This is a genomic window from Yersinia vastinensis (genome assembly GCF_044905075.1).
GTDB lineage: Bacteria > Pseudomonadota > Gammaproteobacteria > Enterobacterales > Enterobacteriaceae > Yersinia > Yersinia vastinensis.
In genome coordinates this window covers 3,016,214-3,040,773 of record NZ_CP173260.1, presented here as the reverse complement: position 1 = coordinate 3,040,773, position 24,560 = coordinate 3,016,214, and the positions used below count along the sequence as shown (strand labels likewise).

Sequence of the window (24,560 nt, the reverse complement as noted above, 5' to 3'; positions counted from 1 at the left end):
CAGGAGTTGATGTTAGCCACCCAACAGTTAGGTTTCAGTTATCAGGATGAGCAGGTCTTGCATGATTTGACGCTCGATTTCAGCCAGCATGCGGTCACCGGTGTCTTGGGAGCGAATGGTTGTGGTAAGTCGACGTTGTTTATGAACCTGACCGGCATTTTGCAACCAGAGCAAGGTGCTGTGTTGTGGCAAGGCCAACCGCTAAGTTATAAAAAAGCCCATCTGCGTGAGCTACGCCAGCGGGTGACGACGGTATTTCAGGACCCAGAACAGCAGATTTTTTATACCGATATCGACAGTGATATTGCTTTCAGTCTACGCAATCTTGGTATGCCAGAAGCGGTGATCGCCGAGCGCGTTGACCGGGCGCTGACCTTGGTCGACGCGCAGAGTTTTCGCCATAAATCTATTCAACATCTGAGTCATGGCCAGAAGAAACGTGTGGCCATTGCGGGTGCCTTGGTCATGGAAGCGGAGTATCTGCTGCTGGATGAACCCACCGCTGGGCTGGACCCGGCTGGGCGGCAGCACATGATAACTATCATTGAACGCATTGTGGCGGAGGGAAAACGGGTTATTCTCTCCAGCCATGATATCGATTTGATTTATAAGGTTTGTGATTATCTTTATGTCTTATCGCATGGTCATTTGATGATTGCAGGTGAAACCACCGAGGTGTTCCTGCAACAAGATAAATTGCAAGCTGCCGGGCTGGTTCAGCCATGGTTGGTGAAAATGCATAGTGAGCTGGGCCTACCACTGTGCAAAACCGAAGAACAACTTTTTGCGTTGATGCGTCAGCGTGAAGCGGAGGAAGTGCGATGAATCAGTCTGCGGTGAAATTATCAATAATGGTGCAAGGCACGGCCTCGGATGTCGGTAAGAGTGTGTTGGTGGCAGGGCTGTGCCGCATTTTTAGGCAAGATGGTTATCGCTGTGCCCCCTTTAAATCGCAGAATATGGCACTTAATTCGGGGATTACACCGCAGGGTGAAGAGATGGGGCGCGCTCAGATTTTTCAAGCAGAAGCCGCAGGAATTGCCCCGGATGTCCGTATGAATCCCGTACTGCTCAAACCCACCAGTGACCGCAAAGCACAAGTGGTGCTGATGGGCAAAGTAGCCTGCAATATGGATGCCGTGGAGTATCACCAATACAAGCCGCAGTTGCAGCAGCAAATCAGCGAGGTTTACCACAGTCTGGCCAATGAGTATGACATCATGGTGCTGGAGGGGGCGGGTAGCCCAGCAGAAATTAACCTGCGCGATCGTGATATCGTCAATATGGGCATGGCGGCTATAGCCGATGCCCCTGTTTTATTAGTGGCCGATATCGATCGCGGCGGTGTATTTGCATCTATTTATGGCACTTTAGCGTTACTGCATCCACATGAAAAAGCGCGAGTCAAAGGTGTCATCATCAATAAGTTTCGTGGTGATATTGCGTTATTAAAGCCCGGCTTGGAGCAGATTGAAGCCCTAACCAATGTGCCTGTTTTGGGCGTGATGCCGTGGTTGGATATTGATTTGGAAGATGAAGACGGCGTTGCTCTGCAAAATGGTAAATATCATGGTGCGGCGGAAAAGGCGCTAGATATCGCCGTTATTCGTCTGCCGCACATTGCCAATTTTACCGATTTTAATGCACTGGCCGCTCAGCCAGATGTACGCGTGCGCTATGTTTCTCAACTCTCGGCATTAGGGCAACCAGATCTGATTATCTTGCCGGGTAGCAAGAATACATTGGGTGATTTGCAATGGTTACACCACAGCGGGCTGGCGACAGCATTGCTGGCACTGCATCAAGAAGGCGTGCCAGTGATGGGGATCTGTGGTGGTTACCAGATGTTGGGTAAACGTATCATTGATGGGGTGGAGTCGGAACTTGATCAGATGGACGGCTTGGGGCTGTTGGACGTTGAAACCCAATTTGCACAGGATAAAGTCACTACGCGAGTGAGTGGTTATTGCCAGATTGACCTGCCGGGTATGTTAGCCGCCTGTGGTGATCGACCACTTGAGGGGTATGAAATTCATATGGGAGCCTCCCATCTTGGAGCGGATGCTATGCCATTTGCGCGCTTGACGTTACGCAACGGGCAAGCGGAGCACTGGGTAGATGGCGCGGTGAACACGGACGGCACGGTATTGGGCAGTTATATTCATGGTCTGTTCGACAGCCACTTCTTTACCCGCGCACTGCTGAACAATCTACGACAACGTAAAGGGCTGGCAGCCTTTGGTGGCCTGACAGTGGATTATGGCGAACATAAAAAACAGCAGTTCGATATTCTGGCAGAACAGATGCGACAGCATATTGATATTGATAGAATTTTCACCTTAATGACAACCCACCAGCAGGAGTGTTCGCAGTGATTTTGATTACCGGTGGGGCGCGCAGCGGCAAAAGTTCGCTAGCGGAACGTTTGGCAGCACAGACGTGTGAGCGGGTATTTTACATCGCCACCTCCGTGGTCACTGATGCTGAAATGGCCGAGCGAGTAGCATTACATCGCGCCAGTCGCCCCGCACATTGGCGGACGTGGGAAGGGTATCGCGACTTAGGCACGGTGATAGATCAACAGCTAGACCCCGATGAAGCGGTAATGCTGGAATGTATTACTACGCTTATTACCAATCTATTATTCGAGTTGGCGGGTGATACCTCGCCGGAGCAAATGGATTTTGCTGTGTTGGAGGTGGGCATTCAGCAACAGATTACTGATCTGCTGGCTGCGTGCGCCCGTAGCCGTGCGCCTATTTATCTTGTCACTAATGAGTTGGGCATGGGGATTGTGCCGGAAAACCGGCTGGCACGGCATTTTCGTGATATTGCGGGCCGAGTCAACCAGCGTTTGGCGGCAGCGGCTGACGAAGTGTTCTTAGTGGTTTCAGGTATTGAGGTAAAGATTAAATGAGTTTGCGTCTGTTTCTCGCCACATTGCAGTTTATGACCCGTATTCCGGTGCCGGAGCGCTGGACACAGGGGCTGGCGATGGATAACTACGAACGTGGCATTGTGGGTTTCCCCTTTATTGGTCTGATTGTTGGTGTGATTGGTGGGGCGGTTTTTACCTTGCTGGCACCTTGGTGCGGTGTGCCGCTGGCGGCGTTGGGTTATGTTTTGGCACTGGCCTTGATTACCGGTGCTTTTCATCTTGATGGGCTGGCTGATACCTGTGATGGGGTCTTTTCTGCTCGCAAACGCGAGCAAATACTGGAGATCATGCGTGATAGCCGACTCGGTACTAACGGCGGCTTGGCGCTAATTTTTATCGTCGTGGCCAAGGTGCTGGTGGTCAGTGAACTGGCACTGCGTGATGAGTCGATGTTTGCCATGCTAACGGCGGCCTCGGTGGCTGGGCGCACGGTGATTGTTCTGCTGATGTACCGCCAGCGTTATGCTCGTGAAGGCAACGGGCTTGGCAATATTTATATCGGCAAAGTCACCGGCCGACAAACCGTGGTGACCTTGGTGGGTGGCGCGATACTGACCCTATTGCTCGGCAACAGTGCAGCATTGTGGGCGTTGATCATCACTGTAGTGGTGGTATTGCTGTTGGCAACTTATTTGCGCCGGCGTTTAGGTGGACAAACCGGCGACACGCTGGGCGCGGCAGCCGAAGTGGGGGAGTTTGTCTTCTTGCTGGCACTGCTATAACCACATTTAATGAGGCAGTTATGCGACTTTTTTTGGTGCGTCATGGGCAAACAGAAGCCAATTTGCGCGGTGTATTTTGTGGCCTGACCGATGTGGCTCTTACCCCGCAAGGTGTGGAGCAGGCCGGAGAGGTTGCAGGTTGGCTGGCTAATGTGGATTTCACACACAGTGTCAGCAGCCAGCTTATACGCGCGCGCCATACGGCCGATATCGTGCTGGCAGGCCATCCATTGAAGGCCAACACCGATGCTCAATTGAATGAGATGAATTTTGGTGAGTGGGAGATGCGCCATCACCAGGATTTACAACGGGAAGACCCTGATGCGTGGGCCGCTTGGGTTGCCGATTGGCAGCAAGCCAGTCCCACCGGCGGAGAGTCTTTTTCACAATTTTCGACCCGGATAGAAGGGGTGGTCCAACCCCTATTATCCGCAGCAACTACATCAGATCATCGCCAAGATAACAATCAGTTATTGGTTGCCCATCAGGGGGTATTAAGCCTGATGTTGGCGCGCTTACTGTTAATGCCGGCGAGCGCGATGTGGCATTTTCATTTTGAACAGGGGGCATACAGTGTGTTGGAGATCCATGAAGGATTTGTCACGCTGCGTGCGTTGAACAGCCGGGCTGCTTGGCAGTCTGCAAACAGAGATTAAACCCATGCAAACACTTTCATCCGTCCTACGCACCATTTCGCCGCTTGATAGCAAGGCGATGACTCGCGCCAAAGAACGACTCGATGGCCTGCTTAAGCCCCCCGGCAGTTTGGGGCGGTTGGAGCAGTTAGCTGTACAATTGGCCGGGATGCGTGGTCTGTATGGTCATCAAGTCTGCCGTAAGCAAGTTATCGTGATGGCGGCTGATCACGGTGTTTATGATGAAGGTGTCGCCGTCTCGCCACGTGTAGTGACGATGGTTCAGGCACTCAATATGGTGAAAGGTGTCACCGGAGTTTGTGTATTGGCCGCCAATGCCGGAGCTGAAGTTAAAATTGTCGATGTGGGCATTGATTGCGATGAATTGCCCGGTGTTCTCAATATGAAAGTGGCCCGTGGCTCCGGTAATATTGCCCGTGAAGCGGCCATGACCCGCCAGCAGGCTGAAGATTTACTGCTGGCCAGTGCCATGCTCACATTGCGACAGGCTGCAGATGGGGTGAAAGTTTTCGCTGTAGGGGAACTGGGAATGGCGAACACCACGCCAGCGGCGGCGATGGTCAGTGTCTTTACCGATAGCGACCCACAGCTGGTGGTGGGGATTGGGGCAAACTTCCCCACGGATCAACTGCATCACAAAGTTGCTGTAGTGCGGCGTGCCATCGAAACTAACCAACCCGATGGCAGTGATGGGATTGACGTACTGGCTAAAGTGGGAGGATTTGACTTGGTGGGCATGACCGGGGTCATGCTGGGGGCAGCTGCCGCAGGATTGCCGGTCATTTTGGATGGTTTTCTCTCTTATGCTTCAGCCTTGGCTGCATGTCGCATTGCGCCCGGTGTACGTGATTATCTGATTCCCTCTCATTTATCGGCAGAAAAAGGTGCAGTGATTGCCTTGAGTCATTTGCAGCTCGAACCCTACTTGCAAATGGGCATGCGGTTAGGTGAGGGCAGCGGTGCGGCACTTGCCATGCATTTAGTGGATGCCGCCTGCGCGATGTACAACAATATGGGATCACTGGCCGAGAGTAATATTGAGTTACCCGCAAATGGGGGGGGAGCCGTTGGGCTACATCGTGTTTAGCATTGTGGCTGATATTGAGTTTTAGACATCAGCGGTTTTGCCACGGATAACTGACGCAGTCGCTGAATAAATGGCCCCGACTCCTCAATGACTACCTCTGCTGATGGCCTGTTGAGGCACTCCAATGAGATGGCACCTTGATAGCCGCAATGCAGCAGTTGTCGATAGATATCATCGAAAGAGAGATGACCATAACCCGGAAATGCGCGATTAGAGTCGGCAAAATGCACATGGCGCAGCCGGGTTCCCATCAATTGGATTGCGGATGCAAAATGTGGGTCTTCAATATTGGCATGAAACACATCCCATAGAATACCGACATGAGATGGTGCGCCAATGAAATCAACGAATGACACCATCTCGGCAGCATTGTTGAGATGCTCCATCTCGTAGCGGTTGAGAGCTTCGATAATCAGGGTAACGCCACATTTTTGGGCATAATCCAGACAAGGGCTTAATCCTTGAGCTAGCAAATGGCGATAGTGTTCCGCATTGAGGGGATATCCTGCGGCGCGCAATGAACCAATGGTGACATAAGAGCCGAGTATTGCAGCGGCATCAATATGGCGATAAATCCGTTGCTGAGTGCGCTGAAGTACCACGGGGTCTTTAGCCAACAACGACAGTCCTTCTCGCTTACGTGCCTGACCGCTGGCAATCGTTGTACACTCCAAACCCTGTCTAGCGAGTGCTTTGGCGATGGTTTGGATATCAATATCGTTATAATCGGCAATACACAACTCCGCGGCGTCAAAGCCGCTCTTTTTTAACCACGCCAGTCCTAGATGAAAATCTGTGGCACTGAAAGGGGAAAAAATAGCGTCATATTGGCAGGTGAGCGTGGCACTAAATTTAATCATATTCTCATTCCATGGAAAAAGAGTAGAGCCTTGCTCCCCGACGTTATCGGGGAGCCTGTGACGGAGTCATTATTGGCAAAAATGTGCGTTATTTCATGGCGCGCTTCATAATTCGCTCGGCATTTTTGGCAAAAGAAGATGCTGCCTCTTTAACGGATAAATCACCTTGGTCGATCTTTTGAATCGTTTCGTGGTAGAGCGATACAAACTGTGGGTAATCGAAATAAGGGGAAGTCGGAACATTGTGGGGTAGCGCCATAAATGATTTCAGCCCCGCGACAGCGATACTGCTCTCCTGAATTGCGCCGTCTTGTACCAATTGCTGATAGGCTTTTTCACTTAGCGGAACACCTCTCTCCAGCCCCATCGCTTTAATCCCTTCAGGTTCATTCATCAGGAAGTTAACCAGTAAGGCAGCCTCTTCAGGGTGTTTGGTCGTCCGGCTGATACTGAACATCATCGTAGGTTTAAAGAATAGACCTGCATCTTTAGCTCCCGGCAACATGAAAAATGGCCCTAGCTCGAGTTTGTTGTACGGCGGCTGTAGGCTGTTTTCATACATGGTGGCGTTGGTATTCCACATATAGATTCCACCCCAAGTTCCGTTAATCCAAGGCTTCATTTCCCAAGTGTTGGCTTTTCCGTAGGAGGCCAATACGCGCATGGAAGGGAAGACATGGCTGTCGACCAGATCTTTATACAGTTGGAAAAACTCTTCCCACTGAGCAGGGGTGTAATTGAATTTTCCGGTTTGCTCATCAATGGCGGAGATAGTGTATTTCTGCGCCATATAAGAGTGCAGAAGCGTCAGCGACTCCATATAGTCCAGAACCAATGGATAGCTATTGTCATTCTTGGCTTTAAAGGCCATTCCTGCGGCTTTCAGCTCATCCCAACTTTGGGGATAGGCGACCCCCGTCTCTTCCCAGAGTTTTTTATTGTAATAGAAACTGCGAGCAGTCATTGCCACCGGGATACCGTTGAGTTTGTCATTGACCGTCACGCTCTTTAACGACTCAGGTTCATATTGCGTCAGATCCAGTGTCTTGCCGAGCTTACGCAGGTCATAAAACCCTGAGCCATCTTTGGAAAAGATCGGCAGCCAGTTCCAGTTAGTTTGGATAACATCCGGCTCTTTTCCACCGGCAATCTGGGTGGTAAAACGTGATAGATAACCCTCCCAACCGGCGTATTCTGCCTGCACTTTGATGTTGGGGTGTTGCTGCTCAAATGCTTTTATTGCCTGAAGTGTTGCCTGATGGCGGCTATTCCCCCCCCACCATGAGAATCTTAATTCTACATCTTCTGCTTGTACGATACCGGAGGTGGCGAGTAACAACATTGCGGCAATGGTTCTTGGTGTCTTTAACATAGCTAAACCCTCTTATTATTATTGAATACTGTCGAGAATTGAGTCGGGAAGAGTGGCTAGGTACAACGCAGGCTGACCATCTTTATCCGAGGAGAACAACACGCTTTTCTCATCGGGAGTGAAAGAAGGGTGAGGATGGGTGACCTGACGGTCGCCATCAAGTACGGCCCACGAACTGCTGTGCTTGGCTATCCTGTGAGTCTGCTTGTTTTTCAGATCGAAAAGATAAAGATAAGGGTCTGTGGCATCGCCATAGTTGTCATTGTCGACGATATCAATAGGTTTTCCAGAACCATCACCGACGGCCAATTGCCCATTATCATTGCTCATCACATGCGAGCAGGGTGGCATTGCCACGATTTTTTCATCCAGTCCAGAATCGGGATTGACCCGGCATAGATAGCGTACCGGACTGTCTTTGACATAGGTAACGTACATCATGGCGGAGCCATCGGGCACCCAAAACTCGTGAGTATAACTTTCCCCTGGTGTGGGCTGTTTAACCTTACGAATATGGCTTCCATCTTCATTCATCAGCCACATTCGGGTATCTACCCGATCCAGTGGCCCTTCATGGCAAAATGCTACGGTATTATCATCATATGGACGGTAGATAGGATGACCCAACCACTGGTTTTCCTGTAATAACGTGGTGCGCTGCCCTGTGTGCAAATCGACTCGAATGACCCGGCAGAGTGGCTGCTCTTCGTAAAACTGCTGGAATACCGTCCAGTCGCTGACGGGCCGCCAACTATCACGGTGGATTTCCACACCCACCAGCTTGGTGCAGTCGGAGTTAGCGACCCATGTGCCATAACCGACCCACTCATCAGCCACCTGATATACCGCGACCTCTGATAAGTCCTGTAACGTCACGCGCATTAAATGACGCTCACTTTTTACGTAGTAGAGGTACTGCTCGTCAGGTGAGAGGAATCCACCAAAGGTGTTATCACCCGGGCCTTCGGTCAATTGAGTCGCTATACCGCTGGATAACTCCAGCCGGTAATAATTGCGAAATCCGTCAAATTCCGCCGCGAAAATCAGTGCGCGCCCTTCGTTCAGAAAACACTTTTGGTAGAAGTAATTACGATGACAGATTACGTTGGGTGGTGTCAGTCTGGTGACACGCGAGCCAGTATCTTGATCGATGTACTCATGATATTCGAGTGGGTAAATGTCGCCCTTGGCCATTGGTTATTGCTCCCTGTTGTGCCGCGACAGAAGTTTTCTGCCAACGGGTAATTGATCGATAAAAATAGGTTGATTGCGCTGCATGGATAAATTGCCGCAAATGCCCGTTAGAATGGACATCGCCCCCGCATGACTATCCGCTCGTCGCTTGAGGGGATCCGGGCCGGGGTTGCCAAAGAGTTCTGCTAATATCAGGGCATCACCACCGCCATGCCCACCTTGTCCGTACTCCACCGCGATGTGTTCTGGCGCACCGAACATTGGATACCAAGTGATATCACAGTCCATTAAGCTGCCTTCTTCCTTACGTTCACCGCCACCATTGACGTAAGAATTCTCCACCAGCTTCATTTCCAGCCGCCCTTTACTGCCATTGAAAGCGATGTTTAGTCCTTCCCACGGTTGATAGGCATTCAGGGAGTAGGTCAGCAGGGTCTTATTGCGGTACTTCACCATTACTGCCAATGTGTCTTCTATGCTGATGCCATCGCTAAATACGCTTTGATCACGTAAGTAGCCATCTTCGTGCTCGGCATCCAGATACAGACTCTTGAGCATGTCTCGCTCTTCCATATGCAAAGCAAAGGGGTCGTTGAGTGCATGTGGATTGCGGTGGCAGCGCGGGTAAAACTCGGTCACTCCACGGTTTTCGGCATTTTCCTTGCCATAAAAACGCAGGTCACCTTGAGCAAAGACAAACTCGGGTACGGAATCGAGCCAGAAGTTGACCAAATCGAAATGGTGAGTAGATTTATGCACCAGCAACCCGCCACTGTTGCGTTTATCTCGATGCCAGCGACGAAAATAGTCGGCCCCGTGTTGAGTATTTAGTAGCCACTCAAAGTGTACTGAAAAGACCTCGCCAACCGTGCCGTTGAGAATTAACTCGCGCAATTTGCTGTGGTGCGGTGCATATCGATAATTAAACGTGACGCGCAGATCGCGCCCCGTTTTCTCTACAGTGTCAACAATGGCCAGACAACGATCGGCATCAATTGTCATTGGTTTTTCTGTGATGACGTCGCACCCCAACTCCATGGCACGAATGATGTAGTGATCGTGTGTGCGATCCACACTGGTGACAATGACGACATCGGGCCGATGTTGAGCAATCATCTGCTCGAAATCTGTGGCTTTCCATGTTGTTACTGCGGGATGGCCCCATTTCTCGAGATTGTGATTGGCATAATCCATGCGCGTCTGATTCGTGTCACACAGCGCAACCAGACGCGCCGTTGGTCGGTAAGTTGTGGCAATTGCCTCCAAATACATTCCCGAACGCCCACCGGCGCCAACCAGTGCATAGGTTTTCATACTCATTTCCTTTTTCCTTTCGCTCATTCACAGGACTGCGATTGACTCACCACAACCCCCGTTCTACTATCCGTTCACTTGTATGACGTGCCCATACAGCTTGTAGGAGAACCATCATGGGTAGCCCAGTCCCGCTGCTGTTTATTGAGATAAACACGCCTGCCATGTGGCAATGGGAGGTGTTTCTCGACCTGATGCGTCATATCAAAAAACTCCCCTGCAATGGTTTAATCGTGCATCAGCAATCACTGCTGGCGCTCTTGGCCAAGCCTTCACCTCGGTGCCCACGTGCCACGGTCGAGCACATGTTGTTGGCCCGAAATAACGCCCTGCAATATCTGCAAAAAGTGGGGCGCTATTGCGAAGAAAATCATCTTCAATTGTGGCTGCAAGGGGAGGCGACACCCGATAACCACGAGCTGCGTCGTAAATTCCCCGAATATTTTTTGTCCAATGACTCTCATAATGAGGCGGCATTTCTTAATCTCTTTTTTAGCGAAACATTGCCGGAAATATTGAGCCATCTGCCTACGGTTCGCGGGTTACGGCTGTCCCTCTCGACACCCACTGTCCATCGAACCGAATGGGAAACAGCACTTCAGCATCTCTATCAGAGCCTACGCCTTCAGGGCCGCCAGTTAGTTTTGCGTGACTATCAGGACAAAGAGTGGCCCCGCCAGCAATTAAAGATGGCGTTAGATGCTTTGCCTTATGATGTACGAGCCTCAATGAAGGCCACAGAACTGGACTATCGACCCGGTTTTGCGAATAACCCAAACTTGACCAACCTAAGTGGCTATCGCAAATGGGTAGAGTTCGACCTTTGGGGCATCGAGTATGGCTGGGCGTTGCTCCCATGTTGCTTATTGGACGAATTGCAAAAGCGTTTGCACTGGGCTACCCAAACCCTCGGTGACGAACTTGAGGCGATAACCGCCCGTATCAACTGGGAATGGCTGCCGAATAACCCATTACTGGGGGCCGTCAATGAGCTAAATCTGTTCGCTCTTGCGCGCCTGATTCGTACTCCCACCATTTCACCTCGCGCTATCTTTGTTGAGTGGTTGGCAGCATATTCTCTACAGCCACTGCCACAGCAAGAGATAGACGATCTCTTTGCCATTTACACCTCCAGCTATGACTGGATATGCAAAACGTCCAGTTTGCTCGGCCGTCTATTGCAACGTCATAGCCAGCCACCTTTTGACTTTGAACAAGCGCTGCAGCTACTGCATATGGATACGCGCAGTGCCAACTGGTCACAATCTTTCCAGCCATTGATGCCCCCTGACGATGAAGTGGTTGGTGAGCAACAGATGCAACTTATCGCACTGGAAAAGCAAAAATCCCGTTTTTTGGCCGAGTATCTACGTACGCAAGTGAACAAGAAATTGCCCGCAATGGCGCTCACTGACACGTTCAAACAGACCCTTATTGATACTTGGGAACGAGCCTTCTGGTATACCCGAGCTTTTAGCCATATCACGGATGCCTTTGCGCTCCGCCTGTGGATCCATAAGTATGGTGATCATCCCCAGCAGCGGCAGCAACTCCAACTCGCATTACAAAAACTGCATCACTTTGTCACCGAACTGGAGACGTGGTTTCTCACCATTGGGGAGCACCATCCTTACACGTTCAAACTGTTGCTCGATCCACAAAGAATTCGGCATTTGGCGATGAGTTTGTCGTGTGATGCTTCTACGCCTTAAGCTTGAAATGAGCATAAGCATTTCCCTAACGAAATAAATGGGGGGGTGGATAGAGGCTGGGATAGAAACAGTGCTATTCGAGTAAAGTGCGAACTACATGGCAAAACCTATAAATTGTGCATGATGCCTATCACAGATCTGTGGAGTGAAAGTGTGATGCTGGTCATTAGTGAGAAATCACGAGCTTGTACTACGTTGAGGGATTTAAAGCGGCGGGATCATCTGGCGGGTTGATAGAATGTTCAGGGGACTTCTCCCCTGAACGGGTAAAACGATAATTACTTACGTTTATCCTGCAAGCCACGAGCACTCAGATTATTATTATCTACCTGCGGCAAACCGGTGGTCGCAGAAGAAGATAACAACCCGGTTTCAACATAGTTGAACAGCTTCTCACGGGTATCGGTGATATCCAGGTTACGCATGGTCAACTGGCCGATACGGTCATCTGGTGAGAACACAGAATCCCCTTTCTCCATGGTCAGACGCTCTGGTTTATATGTCAGATTGTCAGACACGGTATTTAAGATGGAATAATCATTGCCACGACGCAATTCCAACGTCACTTCGCCGGTAATTTCGCTGGCAACCCAACGCTGGGCTGAATCACGCAGCATCAGCGCTTGTGGATCAAACCAACGGCCTTGATACAGCAGGCGGCCCAGCACTCGACCATTGGCATGGTATTGCTCAATAGTATCTTCGTTATGAATACCGGTCAGTAGGCGCTCGTAAGCGATGTGCAGCAACGCCATCCCCGGTGCTTCATAGATGCCACGGCTCTTGGCTTCAATGATACGGTTTTCAATTTGGTCGCTCATGCCCAGACCGTGACGCCCGCCAATACGGTTGGCTTCCATCATCAATTCAACGCTGTCTTCAATGACCACGCCATTCAGCGCAACCGGATAACCACGTTCAAAACGGACAGAAACTTGTTCAGCTTTGACAACGACATTTTCGTCCCAGAATTTCACGCCCATAATTGGGTTAACGATTTTGACGCTAGAGTTTAGGAACTCCAGATCTTTGGCTTCGTGTGTTGCCCCGAGCATATTGGAGTCAGTGGAATACGCTTTCTCGGTCGACATTTTGTAATCGAAACCGGACTGAATCATAAATTCAGACATTTCATGGCGGCCACCAAGCTCATCGATAAAGTCGGTATCTAGCCAAGGTTTATAAATTTTTAGCTCAGCGTTAGTCAGCAAACCGTAACGATAAAAACGCTCAATATCGTTACCTTTATATGTGCTTCCGTCACCCCAGATATTTACGCCATCTTCTTTCATGGCAGCCACCAGCATAGTACCGGTTACAGCACGGCCCAGCGGTGTAGTGTTGAAATAAGTCACACCGGCGGTAGTGTTATGGAAAGCACCACATTGAATCGCAGCGATACCTTCGGCAACCAATTGCTTACGGCAGTCAATCAGACGCGCTTTCTCAGCACCATACTCCATCGCTTTACGCGGAATGGCATCGTAATCTTCTTCATCAGGCTGACCCAAATTGGCAGTGTAGGCATAAGGAATCGCCCCTTTTTTCTGCATCCACAACAGTGCCGCACTGGTGTCTAAACCACCGGAAAAAGCAATACCAACACGTTGATTAATAGGAAGGTGTTTGAGAATAGTTGTCATCAATTAAATCCTGTATGAATTAGGTCTGTCTGGCAAAGGTTTCAATGCCTACATTGATATCGCAAAACCCGAGTTTGGTCAAAGGTATTTTGCATATTTATGTGTATTTCATTGCATAACTATTTCATTGGCGCTTTGGTAAAATCGCGTTTCATTTAAATTAATTAACCGTTCTGTTATGGTGTTTGTATCAACTTTTTATCACGCATAAACCGTTAAAATTTAAAGTGGGAAATCGCCTTTGTAAATCGGCGCATAGGGATATTTCACCATAGTGGTGGAAAGCGCGGATGTATGCAAATAGACATGGTTTCAGGGACTGTTAAGTTGAAAATCTTTCGCGAAAGCGCGTGGTACAAAAAGCGAAAATCCTATCGAGTGCTGTTTTGGCGTGAAATAACACCACTGGCTATTCCGCTATTTATTGAAGGGTTGTGTGTCATGCTGATGGGGGTGTTCAGCACCCTGTTGGTCAGTTGGCTAGGTAAAGAAGCCATGGCTGCGGTGGGGCTAGCTGACAGCTTCAATATGTTGATTGCTGCATTTTTTGGTGCCGTCGCACTCGGAACATCGGTAGTGGTCTCATTCAGTTTAGGGCAACGTAAACGCAAACAAGCGCAAACTGCCGCCCGTGAGTCTATTTCTCTCTTAGTACTCATCTCGCTGTTATTGGTATTGCTGGTGCATTTTACTGGGGAAACCATCATTAATTTGATGGCCAGCCAGGCGGATCCTGCTGTTAAGGCGATGGCATTGACCTATCTGCAATTGACAGTCTGGAATTATCCCGCCATGGCGATAGCGCTGGTGGGGTGTGGAGCATTGCGCGGCGCTGGTAATACACGATTGCCGATGTTTATTAATATCGCCATGAATATTCTCAATATTGTTATCAGCAGTGTGCTGATTTATGGCCTGTTTAGCTGGCCGGGATTGGGGTTTGTTGGTGCAGGAATTGGCATTACGCTTTCTCGCTATATTGGTGCATTGGTGGTGGTACTGGTGCTGATTTTTGGGGCCAGTAATACCCTGCGAATTCCTTTTAAGGCTTATTTTATGCCCTTTACCTCGGCCATTATGTTTGAGGTTCTGAGTATTGGCATCCCTGCCAGTGTTGAGTCGGTGATGTTTAGCATAGGTAAATTGATTACTCAGCGTTTTGTTGCCGGAATGGGAACGGAAGTGATTGCAGGTAACTTTATTGCCTTTTCCATCGTCGGATTGATTAACTTACCCGGCAATGCGCTGGGTTACACCTCGACGATTATTATCGGAACCCGTCTGGGGAAAGGGCAAATTTTGCAGCCGATTCGCCAGCTTAAACATATCTTTTGGCTATCCACACTGGGGGTTTGTTTTATCGCCTTACTGTCTATTCCCAGCGCCGGTTTTCTGGCATCGCTGTATACCAATGAACCGAGTGTTATCGAGGTTGTGAAGCATCTTATCTGGATTAATGCGCTGTTTATGCCCATCTGGGCGGCGGCCTGGGTGTTGCCGTCTGGCCTGAAAGGGGCAAAAGATGCCAGTTACACGATGTGGGTGGCGGTAGCTGCCATGTGGGGTTGTCGCATTGTTGCTGGCTATATTCTGGGGATCACCCTGGGATTCGGTGTCACGGGCGTATGGATGGGGATGTTCCTCGACTGGATAGTCCGTGGCGTGTTGTTTTACCGGCGCATGTCCACTGGCCGCTGGTTATGGCGTTATCGACCCGCGGCGTGATAGTGCAATAGGGCTTGGTAGTATGTGCTGCTAGGCCCGTTGCCTAAAATAATCATTCTGCCCATCATTCTCTTTGTATTTTCGTTCCTGCCTGAAATATCCCCATCGATAGTTTGAACCTTATCACGAAAACAACAAAACAAAATAAAACCACAAAATGGACCTTGGTGGTTTTAAATTTCATACTATCTTAATTTTAAAGAATATTAGTTTAACTTTATGAATTTAAAATTTAATTAGTGGAATTAATTGCTGTCATGTTAATGGGGCTAATCAATATAGATATGTTGTTTAATGTTGCTTTGTCTGGCTATTTCTGTGATTGTGAATTGCAGTTAAAAACATAATAACACTTTCTAACATTTCTTATCTTTTGAGGCCCGACATGAAAAATGTAGCAATACTCGGAAGCAGCGGGGGAAATCTGTTCAATCTTGGTGGTGCATACCCTGAGCGACTTTTACAAGAGATCTATACCCAACTCCATTCTGCCGGTTTAGCTGTCAGCGCCGTGCAATTTATTGCTGCTGAAGAATCGATGGATGTGGCAAAACCCACCACTGCCGCCGCCGTTTATTCCATAACAGCAGAAGATCAGGACCAGCCCCGTATCAGTTTTCAGGGGCAACTGTCTGAGGTGAATGACGCCGTTAAATCGTCGGATGCGGCAATTGCGGCACAAATTCGTGCTGGTGATATTGATGGCATCATTATCATGAGTGCAGATCCTGAGCGCAGCAATAAAGAAGCCATTCTGGCAGCAATAGAAAAGAAAATACCCATAGTCGGTACGGGCGGTACTTCGATGGCGATTATCACCTCGAAAGGGGCGAATGTCATTGCTACATCAGGCACTACAGGCACCAATAGCCGCACTCGTGCTATCTCCTTTACGGCCTCATTGTGCAAATACTGGCAGATAAAATATACCCCGGTGCTAGGCAGCGGTGATGTCAGCGTACCGGGTAGCAACAAGAGCCTGTTAAAAAGAATCAATATCCGCAGCATTATGATCCCGGCTTTACCTGGTTTTATTGCCATGGCAATTGTACTGGCATTGAGCCATATCCCTGGGCTGCAATCGCTGAATGCAATTTTTGAATTGTTGTTGAAAGGGCTGCCAGTCATTGTCGCGGTGATTGCGGCAAAACAAGTCTCCGAGCTGGATGAAGTATCGATTGTGGCTGGTGTAGTTGCAGGTGTGCTGTCGGTTGAAGGGGGATTAATTGGTGGGATTTTAGGTGGTATAGGTGCCGGTATTATGGTGCGTTACTTATTCGGGTTGTGCTTGAAATGGCAATTCCCAATGACCACCATCAATATCGTCGCGGGTGGGTTATCCGGTTTGTTCTCCGGTTTGGTGATGTATTACCTGCTCAGTCCACTAGCATTAGCCGCTGGCGATTATATCAAATTGGCTATTGAAGCCACACTGGCTTTCAGCCCAATCTTAGCGGGATTACTGGCCGGCTTGGTGATTTGGCCAGCTATTTTGGGCGGTGTGTATCATGCCGTTATATTGCCACTGGTATTACTGGAAATGGAAAAATCCGGAGTCAGTTTCCTTGGTGCGGTGGATATGGTTGGTTTAGTCATGGTGGCGGCAGGAATTAATCTAGCTAACGTTATTGCCCCACGAGAAAAAAGTGAAGCGGCGGTGGCGGCTCCGGGTCTGTTAATTAACCTTGGCTTTGGGACTTTCGTCGAATCAGCTTATCCGTTTATGTTCTCGAATAAAGTCGTCTTTGCTGGAGCAATATTCTCAGCCGGTATTGGCGGCATGCTGCTGGGATTACTCAATATTAAAGGTGTGGCTTATGTTCCTGCGTTTGCCTCACCATTCTTATCAAATAACGCTTTTTATATGGCAGTGGTGATGGCAGTAACCTTGGTACTGACCTGCATTATCACGCTATTAGCTAATAAATTTGTTGCCATTAAAAAGGCAGTGCCCGAATCCTCAGCATCAGGGATCTCGGCTAAGAGTTAACAATTAAAAAAGCAGCTTTATATAAATCAAGTAGAGGTCAATATGTTCCACGCTGATATGAGTAAGAAACGTTCCGTCGCCATGGATAAGGTACGTAATGCAATTGAGTTACATGGCGGTCAAACTATTCTGAGCACCGGAATAACTGGCGATGATGCTCGCTTAGCGAAAGCAGTATGCGATTCAGGTGTAAAATTATTGGAACCTAATCATCCGGCATTGGCATTAGCGCGTGGCCATAATGGCGTAACAAATATGCATGCCGCTGAACGCATCCGCCATGAAATAACCATCGACCAAATGGCAGAAGCAGTACAGGGGGTACGTAATGTGGTGGCCGACGATATTTTTATTACTGTCGGAATTGCCGGGGGCTTTACGGAAACTATCCCCACGCCGGTTACTGAACAGGATATTTTATTGATTTCTCAATCAGGTGCTGATGGTTTGCATACCCATAAATCCAGTTTTGAGGACTTAAAGGAATTGGTCGATTTGGCTCATAAATATGGCCTGACAGTTGACGCTTATATTGGCCACCCAAGTGATCTACACACTTTCGGTATCGCGGCTGAAACACCGGCTGATGTTGCGGCAGTGGCGAAAAAGATGGAAGCACTGGGTGTTGATATGATTGGTTTAATGACGGGTATGAGCTATGAGGGGGTTACTGCTGGCGATATTCCGGAGGCCATTAAACAGCGGCTTCTGGCACTGGTAGGGGCGGTTTCAGTGCCAACATTAGCGGAGGGAGGCATTAATCTGCAAAATGCCAAAGCATTTAAAGATACTGGAGTGAATATTTTGGTGGTGGGAACGGCCATTGATAATGTGGTTTGCAATGCCGCCAAGGACGTTGTCTCGCAGTTTATTACTCACTAATTGCCGTCAGTAAGCAGGGGGGAGAATATTTTCTCCCTTTTTATTGGAGTGAAACTATGTATAAATTACTGGCCCTTGATCTTGATGGCACCTTGCTCAATAAGGAAAATGAAATATCAGCACAGAATATTAGCGCGATAAAGCAGGTTATCAATTGGAATACTATTGTCGTTCTATGTTCAGCTCGGCCCGTTCATGCCATGGCTGCAGTTATTCACAATACTGAGTTAGAGCATCTAATTCGCTACTATGTGTCATTTAATGGTGCATGGGTATATGACAAGGCTGAGAACAAAGATCTTCACTTTATACCGCTTTCTGCCTATGATTTGAAAATGATGACTTCTCTATTGGCAGAGAATAAATTCCCTCATCACTTTTTTACTCGCGATAAGATTATCTCCACATCAAATCATATCAATGAATATACAAAATATGAATCTGAACTCTTTAATATGGAAATAGAGATATCTGACGTGGTTAATACTGTTCAACGAAATGATATTGTTAAAGTCTCTATTGTCGGTTCAACTGATTTTATTAATGGTGTCGCCAATAAAATAGATCGAAAATTTCATCAGCACTTTTCACTCAGTCAAACTAGCCACCATTATTATGAAATGATGGCGCAAGGAATCAGCAAAGGTAGTGCGCTAAATTACCTATGCCGGCACCTCAACATCACGGCGCAGTCAGTGGTCAGCATGGGAGATCAGGAAAACGATATTAGCATGTTTCAATTTTCTGCCGTCGGCGTAGCAATGGGCAATGCCAGTGATTTTGTTAAATCCTGTGCGGATAGAGTCAGTCTGGATAATAACCAGCACGGCGTGGCTTTTGCCATCAATCAGCTCTGGTCTGAGTGATTGAATAGCCTTTTGTTTCAGCAAATTATTCAGTAGAATAACGCATAAATGTATCACAGTCGGGTCGCTATTCTTATGAATCAGATCAAACGTAAACAGTTTATTTTGGAAAAGCTGGATAGCCTTGGTGAAGTATCTGTTATTGGCCTTTCTGAGGAACTGGGAGTAACGTCTGAGACAATCCGCAGAGATCTTTCCTATTTGGAGAAAAGTGGTGAGGTGACTAAAGTCCATGGTGGCGCAATAAAGGTTCAGAATATACAAGAGGGCAGTTTTGCCCAGCGGATGGATTTAAATCGTCAGGAAAAAATGGCGATTGGTCAATATGCCGCGTCACTGATCACAGAAAACGACACTTTATATATTGACTCCTGCACCACCACACTTATTTTTGCTTCATTCTTGCCATTAGTAAAATTCACTGTTTTTACCAATTCATCATTAATTGCTGACCAAATAAAAAATAAAAATAATATGGCAATTGTGCATGTCTTGGGTGGTGAATATAACCATGCTTATAAAGCGAACTTAGGTATTCAAACCATTGAACAAATGAATGACATTCATACTGATTTTTCCTTTGTGGGGGTCGGTGGGATAGACAGTGATTTTGGTGTGATGGTGAAAAATTTGGATGAAGGGCGCATTGCCAAGAAAATGTTGGCGATGGGAAGGCAGAAAGTCATTTTGTGTGATTCCAGTAAATTTGGTCAAAGTGGCTTAATGAAAATAAGCGACATAAATGACATTGATATTATTGTCACTGATAAAAAGAAAAACGCACACAAACAGGCTATTGAAGCGGTCTACGCGGATAAAATTATTTACGCTAATTAACGTCTGAGACAGTGGCTATTGTTGATAAATTAACCACTTAACTCCATTTCTATCAATTTCCTCTGTATATTAAGCCGAATTATTAAGCATTTTTCGCCCGCTGCCGATAAAGAGATGTGTTCCTCTATCGAGAGAACGAGAAAAAGGCAATGGAAAGACGTGGGGGCGAAAAAGAGCTGTGGGTTGTAGGCTTTTGCGTTCCCAATTGAAAGGGTGAAGCATTAATTGCCGTTGAGCAGAATGTTATTCCTTATTTTCCGACTGGCTGATACCGCCTTGTTACTGCACATCAATCATTATTTGCACTGGGGAAAGTATGGATAATTTTCAAAAAGAGATTGAGGAAAGAACTAACCTCACCTCATCAAACCGATTTGAACTGTTGCTATTCCGTTTAGGGGAATCCCAAGAGGAGCAACAATCTGAGTTGTACGGTATTAACGTATTTAAATTGCGAGAAATCGTCCCGATGCCGACTCTAACCAAGGCGGCGGGGATGTCCTCACCGATGATGGGGATGGCCAACATTCGCGGAGAAATCATTCCAGTGATTGACCTCCCGGCGATTGTCGGTTGTGAACCCAAAACCGGACTCAACATATTGCTCGTGACTGAATATGCGCGTAGTACTCAGGCATTCGCGGTGGAATCGGTTGACGATATTGTTCGTTTGGAATGGAGCCAGGTTCTGGCGGCTGATGCTGGCGTTAAGAGCCGCAATATCACCAGTATTGCCCGTCTCGACAATGATAAAGCCAGTAACCGGCTGGCACTGGTTTTGGATGTTGAGCAGATTTTATATGACATTATTCCAGCCAACCGTGATGTTAAAATAGACAGCGAAAAGAGCAAAGCTTTTGATCTGAAGCCTGGCGCGGTGGCTATTGTGGCGGAAGATTCGAAAGTGGCACGCTCAATGTTGGAACAGGCACTGAAGATGATGGACATTCCGGCAGTGATGCATATCACCGGTCTGGAAGCCTGGAATAAAATCAGAAAGATTGCCGATGAGGCGCGTGCTGAAGGGCGGCCTATTTCAGATAAAATCGCGTTTGTATTAACCGATTTGGAAATGCCAGAAATGGATGGTTTCACACTCACATTGAATATTAAGCGTGACGAGTTCCTGAAAAATATCCCGGTGATTATTCACTCTTCGTTATCTGGCAGTGCAAATGAAGATCACGTGCGTAAGGTCGGGGCCGATGCTTACGTGGCAAAATTTGAAGCGAATGAATTAGAAGCGGCCATCCACAGTGCGTTGGATGCAAAGAAAGCTATCAATTCGTAGTGTCGGGTATTTCTCACAGACCCGCTCCTGAGGATTTTATGGTCAGGAACGGGTTTGCTTTTGTGATATTAGAAGTTAAAAGTTATATTTGACCCCAAGCATCACGGCAGTATCACTGTAACCTTTCCCCCCGATTTGTTGACTCACATTACCCCAAACATTGAGTTGCTTATTAATTTGGCCTTCCACGCCGGTTTTCAGCTCGCCGATGTTGCTGGCTCCCGCTTGTTTCACCGTAATGCCATCCATTTGCGCCCCAAAGTCCTTGGTATTATGGAGCCAGTTAGCCTCAATAAATGGTTGGAATACCCGGTCTTTACCTTTATCACTTTCATGGAAACCATTCATAAAGGCTTTCACGCCTAAGCGCGTCTGGATATTGCCATCACCTACGCCAGAAACACGGGTGCCATTCGCCTCTTTATGGTCATCTGCCTTCACACCCATCCAAGTGACTTGAGCTTTGGGTTGAATGAAGTATTTTGCATTTTTTGCAGTGTTTTCACCGACGTTAAAGGTATATCCACTCTCAATTGAGGCTGTTATGCCCTTGGATTTGTACTCTTCTGTATTTAAATTCTGACCATCAACGGTGTTATTGAACCAGCTATATTGCGCCCAACTATCTACATATAAACCCGATTTATCGGCTTCATTGGCATACCAAGTGCCGTACATCCCTAAGCTATAGCCGTCGACAGATCCACGCGCGGTATAGCCGGAAATCCGCGATTCAGTTTTATTCTTACTATTACCGTAACCAGCCATGACCCCGAGATGTAGGCGGTCCAAACCGTCAAGACTCCATTGAGCAATATCTCCCCCCAACTGCACTACATAGCGATTCGCTTGTGTGCCCAACTGCTCTTGAGTATCACGAAATCGGGTGTGGCCTCCTTCGTTACGCAACCACATGCTGGTTACTTTTTGCTCGCCTGTCAGCGCGTCAATATATTGCGTTTCCCCCAAACGGTCGTGTAACCGAGTGGCAAACATCGTATTCGCTGCTGCGAGGTTAGCGCTGTAAGAGCTGGCTTCAGGGCGCTCAATCATTATTGATGGGTCGGGCAGGGGAACACGTATGACTTCTGTGTCGGGATCTGTATCCGTGATTAACGTATTGGTTAGATACCAATTGCTGGCATGAGCATCCGTGCCGCGTGTTAGCGAGTAATCAAATGCCCCCGCAACAATACGGCCATATTTAACAAATTCGCCCTCAGAGCTGCCGTTAACTTCAACTAACTCAATACCATTAAGTGTTGCAGCACCGCTGCCGCCTGCATTAAGCACGCTCACCCATGTCGTTCCTGAAGTGCTGCCGTTGACCACCAATTTATCGGTGGCGGAATTATCATCACCTAATACCGTGTTAAAGATAATATCTCCATCGTGGGAGTTGAGGTCTCCATCAATGGTTAACTGGTTGTGAGGCTGTCCACTGGCGATGGCTCCGGTATGAAATTTAATCAGCCCAGCATTGGTCGTCGTTCCTATGGTTTGCTGGTGACCGGCCAAATCTAATACGCCACCACTGCGAATGTCGTAGAGTGAATTGACACTAAAGGCATTATCAGCACCTGCCTGTAATATTGCACCACTGTGGACCTCAGTCTGACCGCCATAAGTTTGGTGATTGCTAAACTGGGTGATGCCTTGATGAGCAACGACAGTACCTGTCCCATTTAATATCTGATTAAAATGGTAGTCCGCATCGGTGTGATTAAAGACAACCCGACCAGCGCCTGCACCAAAGCTAATCTGGTTAGCATTGATACGACCGGTTGCTGTAGCTGCCTGATTTTCTGCGGAGCCAAAATTCAATGTGCCGGTGGAACCTACTTTTTCAGCAATGAGCAAATTATTGCCGACATTCACCACGCCAGCATTAGAGACGGTAAGTGCTCCGTCGCCGAGGCTGCCGACAGTGACATCACCGCTGTTATTCCACTCTGAACCGGTATCTGTGACCGTGACCGTTCCGGTATAACCAGCTTGCAACGCTATGCGGCCTCGATCATTCTCAACCGTAGCACCGTCAGAAATGACTAAATGGCCGCTAGCCAAGTAACCAACGATCGCATCTTGATCCATGTGCCATAAAGATCCATTGCCCGTAACATAAGCATATGCATCACCGGTATTACTGCCTCCGCCTCTACCGATAACGGCCTGCCCTTGAGCGGCAAAGCCTGTCCCCGGAGTGTGCAATGAATATAGTTTGCCGCCATCTTCAATGCGAACGACGCCGCTTTCGACATTATTAATATCGCCGTAGCTGGTGATGATTGAATCTGTGCCCCGGACAGTAAGGCTTTGTGCCGCGCCATTTTTCCCACGGCCAAAATAAACACCGCCATATAATGTTAACTCGCCGCCATTTTCAACCGTCACATCGGCTTCACCAGCCATCATAAATATTCCGGCCCAACCGGTATTACCCAGCGAACTGTTGCCCAATAGCATGCTTGAACCTGGGCCGCTGACTGAGACAGAGCCGGAAGAACCCTCTTGTTGAGCCAGAGACATCCCCCTAGGGGTGATGACACTCGCACCGTCGAGTACTGAAAGCTTACCGGTTCCGTAGTTACCGATTTGCACATTGGTCTGATTACTGGCGTGAGAATCATCACCATAAACACTGCTCCAAACCGAGCCTGCACCACTGACAATCACTTCACCTTGAGAACCGACCCCATTCCCTAAAATAGTCGGAGAGTTCGCGGCATAATAGACTTTACCGCCGTCTTCAATGGTCAGCGTAGCCTTTCCCTTATCCCCAATATATTGCTTGAATCCATTGGCACCGGAACCGGATGCTGGGATGCCTAGAGTCCATTCATTCCCATTATTAACCATAACTGAGGCGTCACTCCCCGAAGATATCCCCATTGCCAAACTCCAACTTTGGCCGTTTGTATCTAATAAGAGATTGCCGTTATTAACCAGAACATTAGTATTACTGTCAGGTAAAATGGCGAGGCTCCAGTTATTTTCATCACTCCAATCAGAAGAGATGGCACCAAGCCATTCATTCGTCGCGGCATGTACATTGCTGATGCTGGTTAAAATAGCGAGTGAAACGAGTAAAGATAAAGTATTTCTTTTAGGTTTTTTATTCGATAAAACAAAATCATGGTGTCGGAAATTCATATTAACTGTCCTTGCTGATTTCTATAGAACAATGACGCAGTAAAGTGATTTATTCAGCATTATTAAATTTTATTAATAGATAAAATTTATTTTTTAATTATTAAGGCACTAGCCTTTCAGATTAAAAAAACTTCCTGTCAGAAAGTTATGAAGAAGTTAGCTTCTCGGTTTTTTTGTTGAATAATTATTGTTTTTAATGTGTGAGTGTAATGTTGCAATAATTTAACGGGAGTTTTTGATTAAGCGAATATTAAATAATCCTCGGTAGTGTAATTAATTATCATTTTGTTTTTTAAAGGTGAAGTTATAACAAAATAC

Annotated in this window: 19 protein-coding genes; 13 read left to right on the top strand and 6 right to left on the bottom strand. The window is 47.8% G+C overall.

From position 1 onward, the window contains the following. Positions 1-9: 9 nt before the first annotated feature. Genes ACIOG0_RS14175 through cobT form a run of 6 tightly spaced genes read left to right on the top strand, consistent with a single transcriptional unit; the run spans position 10 to position 5,403 of the window. Positions 10-825, top strand: a complete 816-nt coding sequence (locus ACIOG0_RS14175) for an ATP-binding cassette domain-containing protein (RefSeq protein ID WP_050098464.1) — start codon at positions 10-12, stop codon at positions 823-825. Between the two features lie 11 nt (positions 826-836). Then, positions 837-2,375 (top strand): cobyric acid synthase, encoded by a 1,539-nt coding sequence (locus ACIOG0_RS14170; protein ID WP_128451112.1) that lies wholly within the window; start codon positions 837-839, stop codon positions 2,373-2,375. Beyond that, positions 2,372-2,917, top strand: a complete 546-nt coding sequence (gene cobU, locus ACIOG0_RS14165) for a bifunctional adenosylcobinamide kinase/adenosylcobinamide-phosphate guanylyltransferase (RefSeq protein ID WP_050098462.1) — start codon at positions 2,372-2,374, stop codon at positions 2,915-2,917. Before ACIOG0_RS14170 ends, cobU begins: the two co-directional genes overlap by 4 nt. Next, positions 2,914-3,660: an adenosylcobinamide-GDP ribazoletransferase gene (cobS, locus tag ACIOG0_RS14160; RefSeq protein WP_128451078.1), complete on the top strand. Its 747-nt coding sequence runs from the start codon at positions 2,914-2,916 to the stop codon at positions 3,658-3,660. The genes cobU and cobS overlap by 4 nt, the downstream gene beginning before the upstream one ends. 20 nt (positions 3,661-3,680) lie before the next feature. Further along, complete coding sequence (locus ACIOG0_RS14155) at positions 3,681-4,316, top strand: adenosylcobalamin/alpha-ribazole phosphatase (protein ID WP_128451077.1); 636 nt, start codon at positions 3,681-3,683, stop codon at positions 4,314-4,316. A gap of 4 nt (positions 4,317-4,320) precedes the next feature. Continuing rightward, positions 4,321-5,403 (top strand): nicotinate-nucleotide--dimethylbenzimidazole phosphoribosyltransferase, encoded by a 1,083-nt coding sequence (cobT, locus tag ACIOG0_RS14150; protein ID WP_128451076.1) that lies wholly within the window; start codon positions 4,321-4,323, stop codon positions 5,401-5,403. On the opposite strand, the gene ACIOG0_RS14145 is transcribed toward cobT, so the two are convergent. The 4 genes from ACIOG0_RS14145 to ACIOG0_RS14130 form a co-directional block, all read right to left on the bottom strand. After that, positions 5,400-6,263, bottom strand: coding sequence for a sugar phosphate isomerase/epimerase (locus tag ACIOG0_RS14145; RefSeq protein WP_050295482.1), 864 nt, complete (start codon positions 6,261-6,263; stop codon positions 5,400-5,402). The genes cobT and ACIOG0_RS14145 overlap by 4 nt on opposite strands. Before the next feature lie 88 nt (positions 6,264-6,351). Beyond that, positions 6,352-7,635 (bottom strand): ABC transporter substrate-binding protein, encoded by a 1,284-nt coding sequence (locus ACIOG0_RS14140; protein ID WP_050098457.1) that lies wholly within the window; start codon positions 7,633-7,635, stop codon positions 6,352-6,354. 18 nt (positions 7,636-7,653) lie between these two features. Beyond that, the gene (locus tag ACIOG0_RS14135) at positions 7,654-8,829 is read right to left on the bottom strand and encodes an oligogalacturonate lyase family protein (RefSeq protein WP_128451075.1); all 1,176 of its coding nucleotides are present in this window, start codon (positions 8,827-8,829) and stop codon (positions 7,654-7,656) included. 3 nt (positions 8,830-8,832) lie between these two features. Beyond that, a complete protein-coding gene (locus ACIOG0_RS14130; RefSeq protein ID WP_050098455.1) occupies positions 8,833-10,143 on the bottom strand; it encodes a Gfo/Idh/MocA family protein in 1,311 nt (436 codons plus the stop codon). 116 nt (positions 10,144-10,259) lie between these two features. On the opposite strand from ACIOG0_RS14130, the gene ACIOG0_RS14125 reads away from it, so the two are divergent. Then, a complete protein-coding gene (locus tag ACIOG0_RS14125) occupies positions 10,260-11,855 on the top strand; it encodes a hypothetical protein (protein WP_050295485.1) in 1,596 nt (531 codons plus the stop codon). 278 nt (positions 11,856-12,133) lie between these two features. Here ACIOG0_RS14125 and argG read toward each other — a convergent pair whose 3' ends face one another. Next, positions 12,134-13,498, bottom strand: a complete 1,365-nt coding sequence (argG, locus tag ACIOG0_RS14120; RefSeq protein ID WP_050098453.1) for an argininosuccinate synthase — start codon at positions 13,496-13,498, stop codon at positions 12,134-12,136. A gap of 327 nt (positions 13,499-13,825) precedes the next feature. Here argG and ACIOG0_RS14115 point away from each other — a divergent pair, with 327 nt between their 5' ends. From ACIOG0_RS14115 to ACIOG0_RS14090, 6 genes are all read left to right on the top strand, one after another. Further along, entirely contained in the window at positions 13,826-15,223 is a 1,398-nt protein-coding gene (locus ACIOG0_RS14115) for an EmmdR/YeeO family multidrug/toxin efflux MATE transporter (protein ID WP_072086575.1), read from the top strand. Positions 15,224-15,608: 385 nt separating this feature from the next. Then, positions 15,609-17,213 (top strand): PTS sugar transporter, encoded by a 1,605-nt coding sequence (locus ACIOG0_RS14110; protein WP_050098451.1) that lies wholly within the window; start codon positions 15,609-15,611, stop codon positions 17,211-17,213. A gap of 42 nt (positions 17,214-17,255) precedes the next feature. Further along, on the top strand, positions 17,256-18,095 hold the full coding sequence (locus tag ACIOG0_RS14105; protein ID WP_050140749.1) for a histidine biosynthesis protein: 840 nt from the start codon (positions 17,256-17,258) through the stop codon (positions 18,093-18,095). Between the two features lie 56 nt (positions 18,096-18,151). Continuing rightward, a complete protein-coding gene (locus ACIOG0_RS14100; protein ID WP_128451074.1) occupies positions 18,152-18,961 on the top strand; it encodes a Cof-type HAD-IIB family hydrolase in 810 nt (269 codons plus the stop codon). 75 nt (positions 18,962-19,036) lie between these two features. Further along, the gene (locus ACIOG0_RS14095) at positions 19,037-19,798 is read left to right on the top strand and encodes a DeoR/GlpR family DNA-binding transcription regulator (protein ID WP_050098448.1); all 762 of its coding nucleotides are present in this window, start codon (positions 19,037-19,039) and stop codon (positions 19,796-19,798) included. Positions 19,799-20,114: 316 nt separating this feature from the next. After that, positions 20,115-21,089 carry a chemotaxis protein gene (locus ACIOG0_RS14090; protein ID WP_050098447.1) on the top strand — a complete coding sequence of 325 codons (975 nt, stop codon included), beginning with the start codon at positions 20,115-20,117 and terminating at the stop codon, positions 21,087-21,089. A 75-nt stretch (positions 21,090-21,164) separates the two neighbouring features. On the opposite strand, the gene ACIOG0_RS14085 is transcribed toward ACIOG0_RS14090, so the two are convergent. Then, positions 21,165-24,242: an autotransporter outer membrane beta-barrel domain-containing protein gene (locus tag ACIOG0_RS14085; RefSeq protein WP_128451073.1), complete on the bottom strand. Its 3,078-nt coding sequence runs from the start codon at positions 24,240-24,242 to the stop codon at positions 21,165-21,167. Between the last annotated feature and the right edge of the window lie 318 nt (positions 24,243-24,560).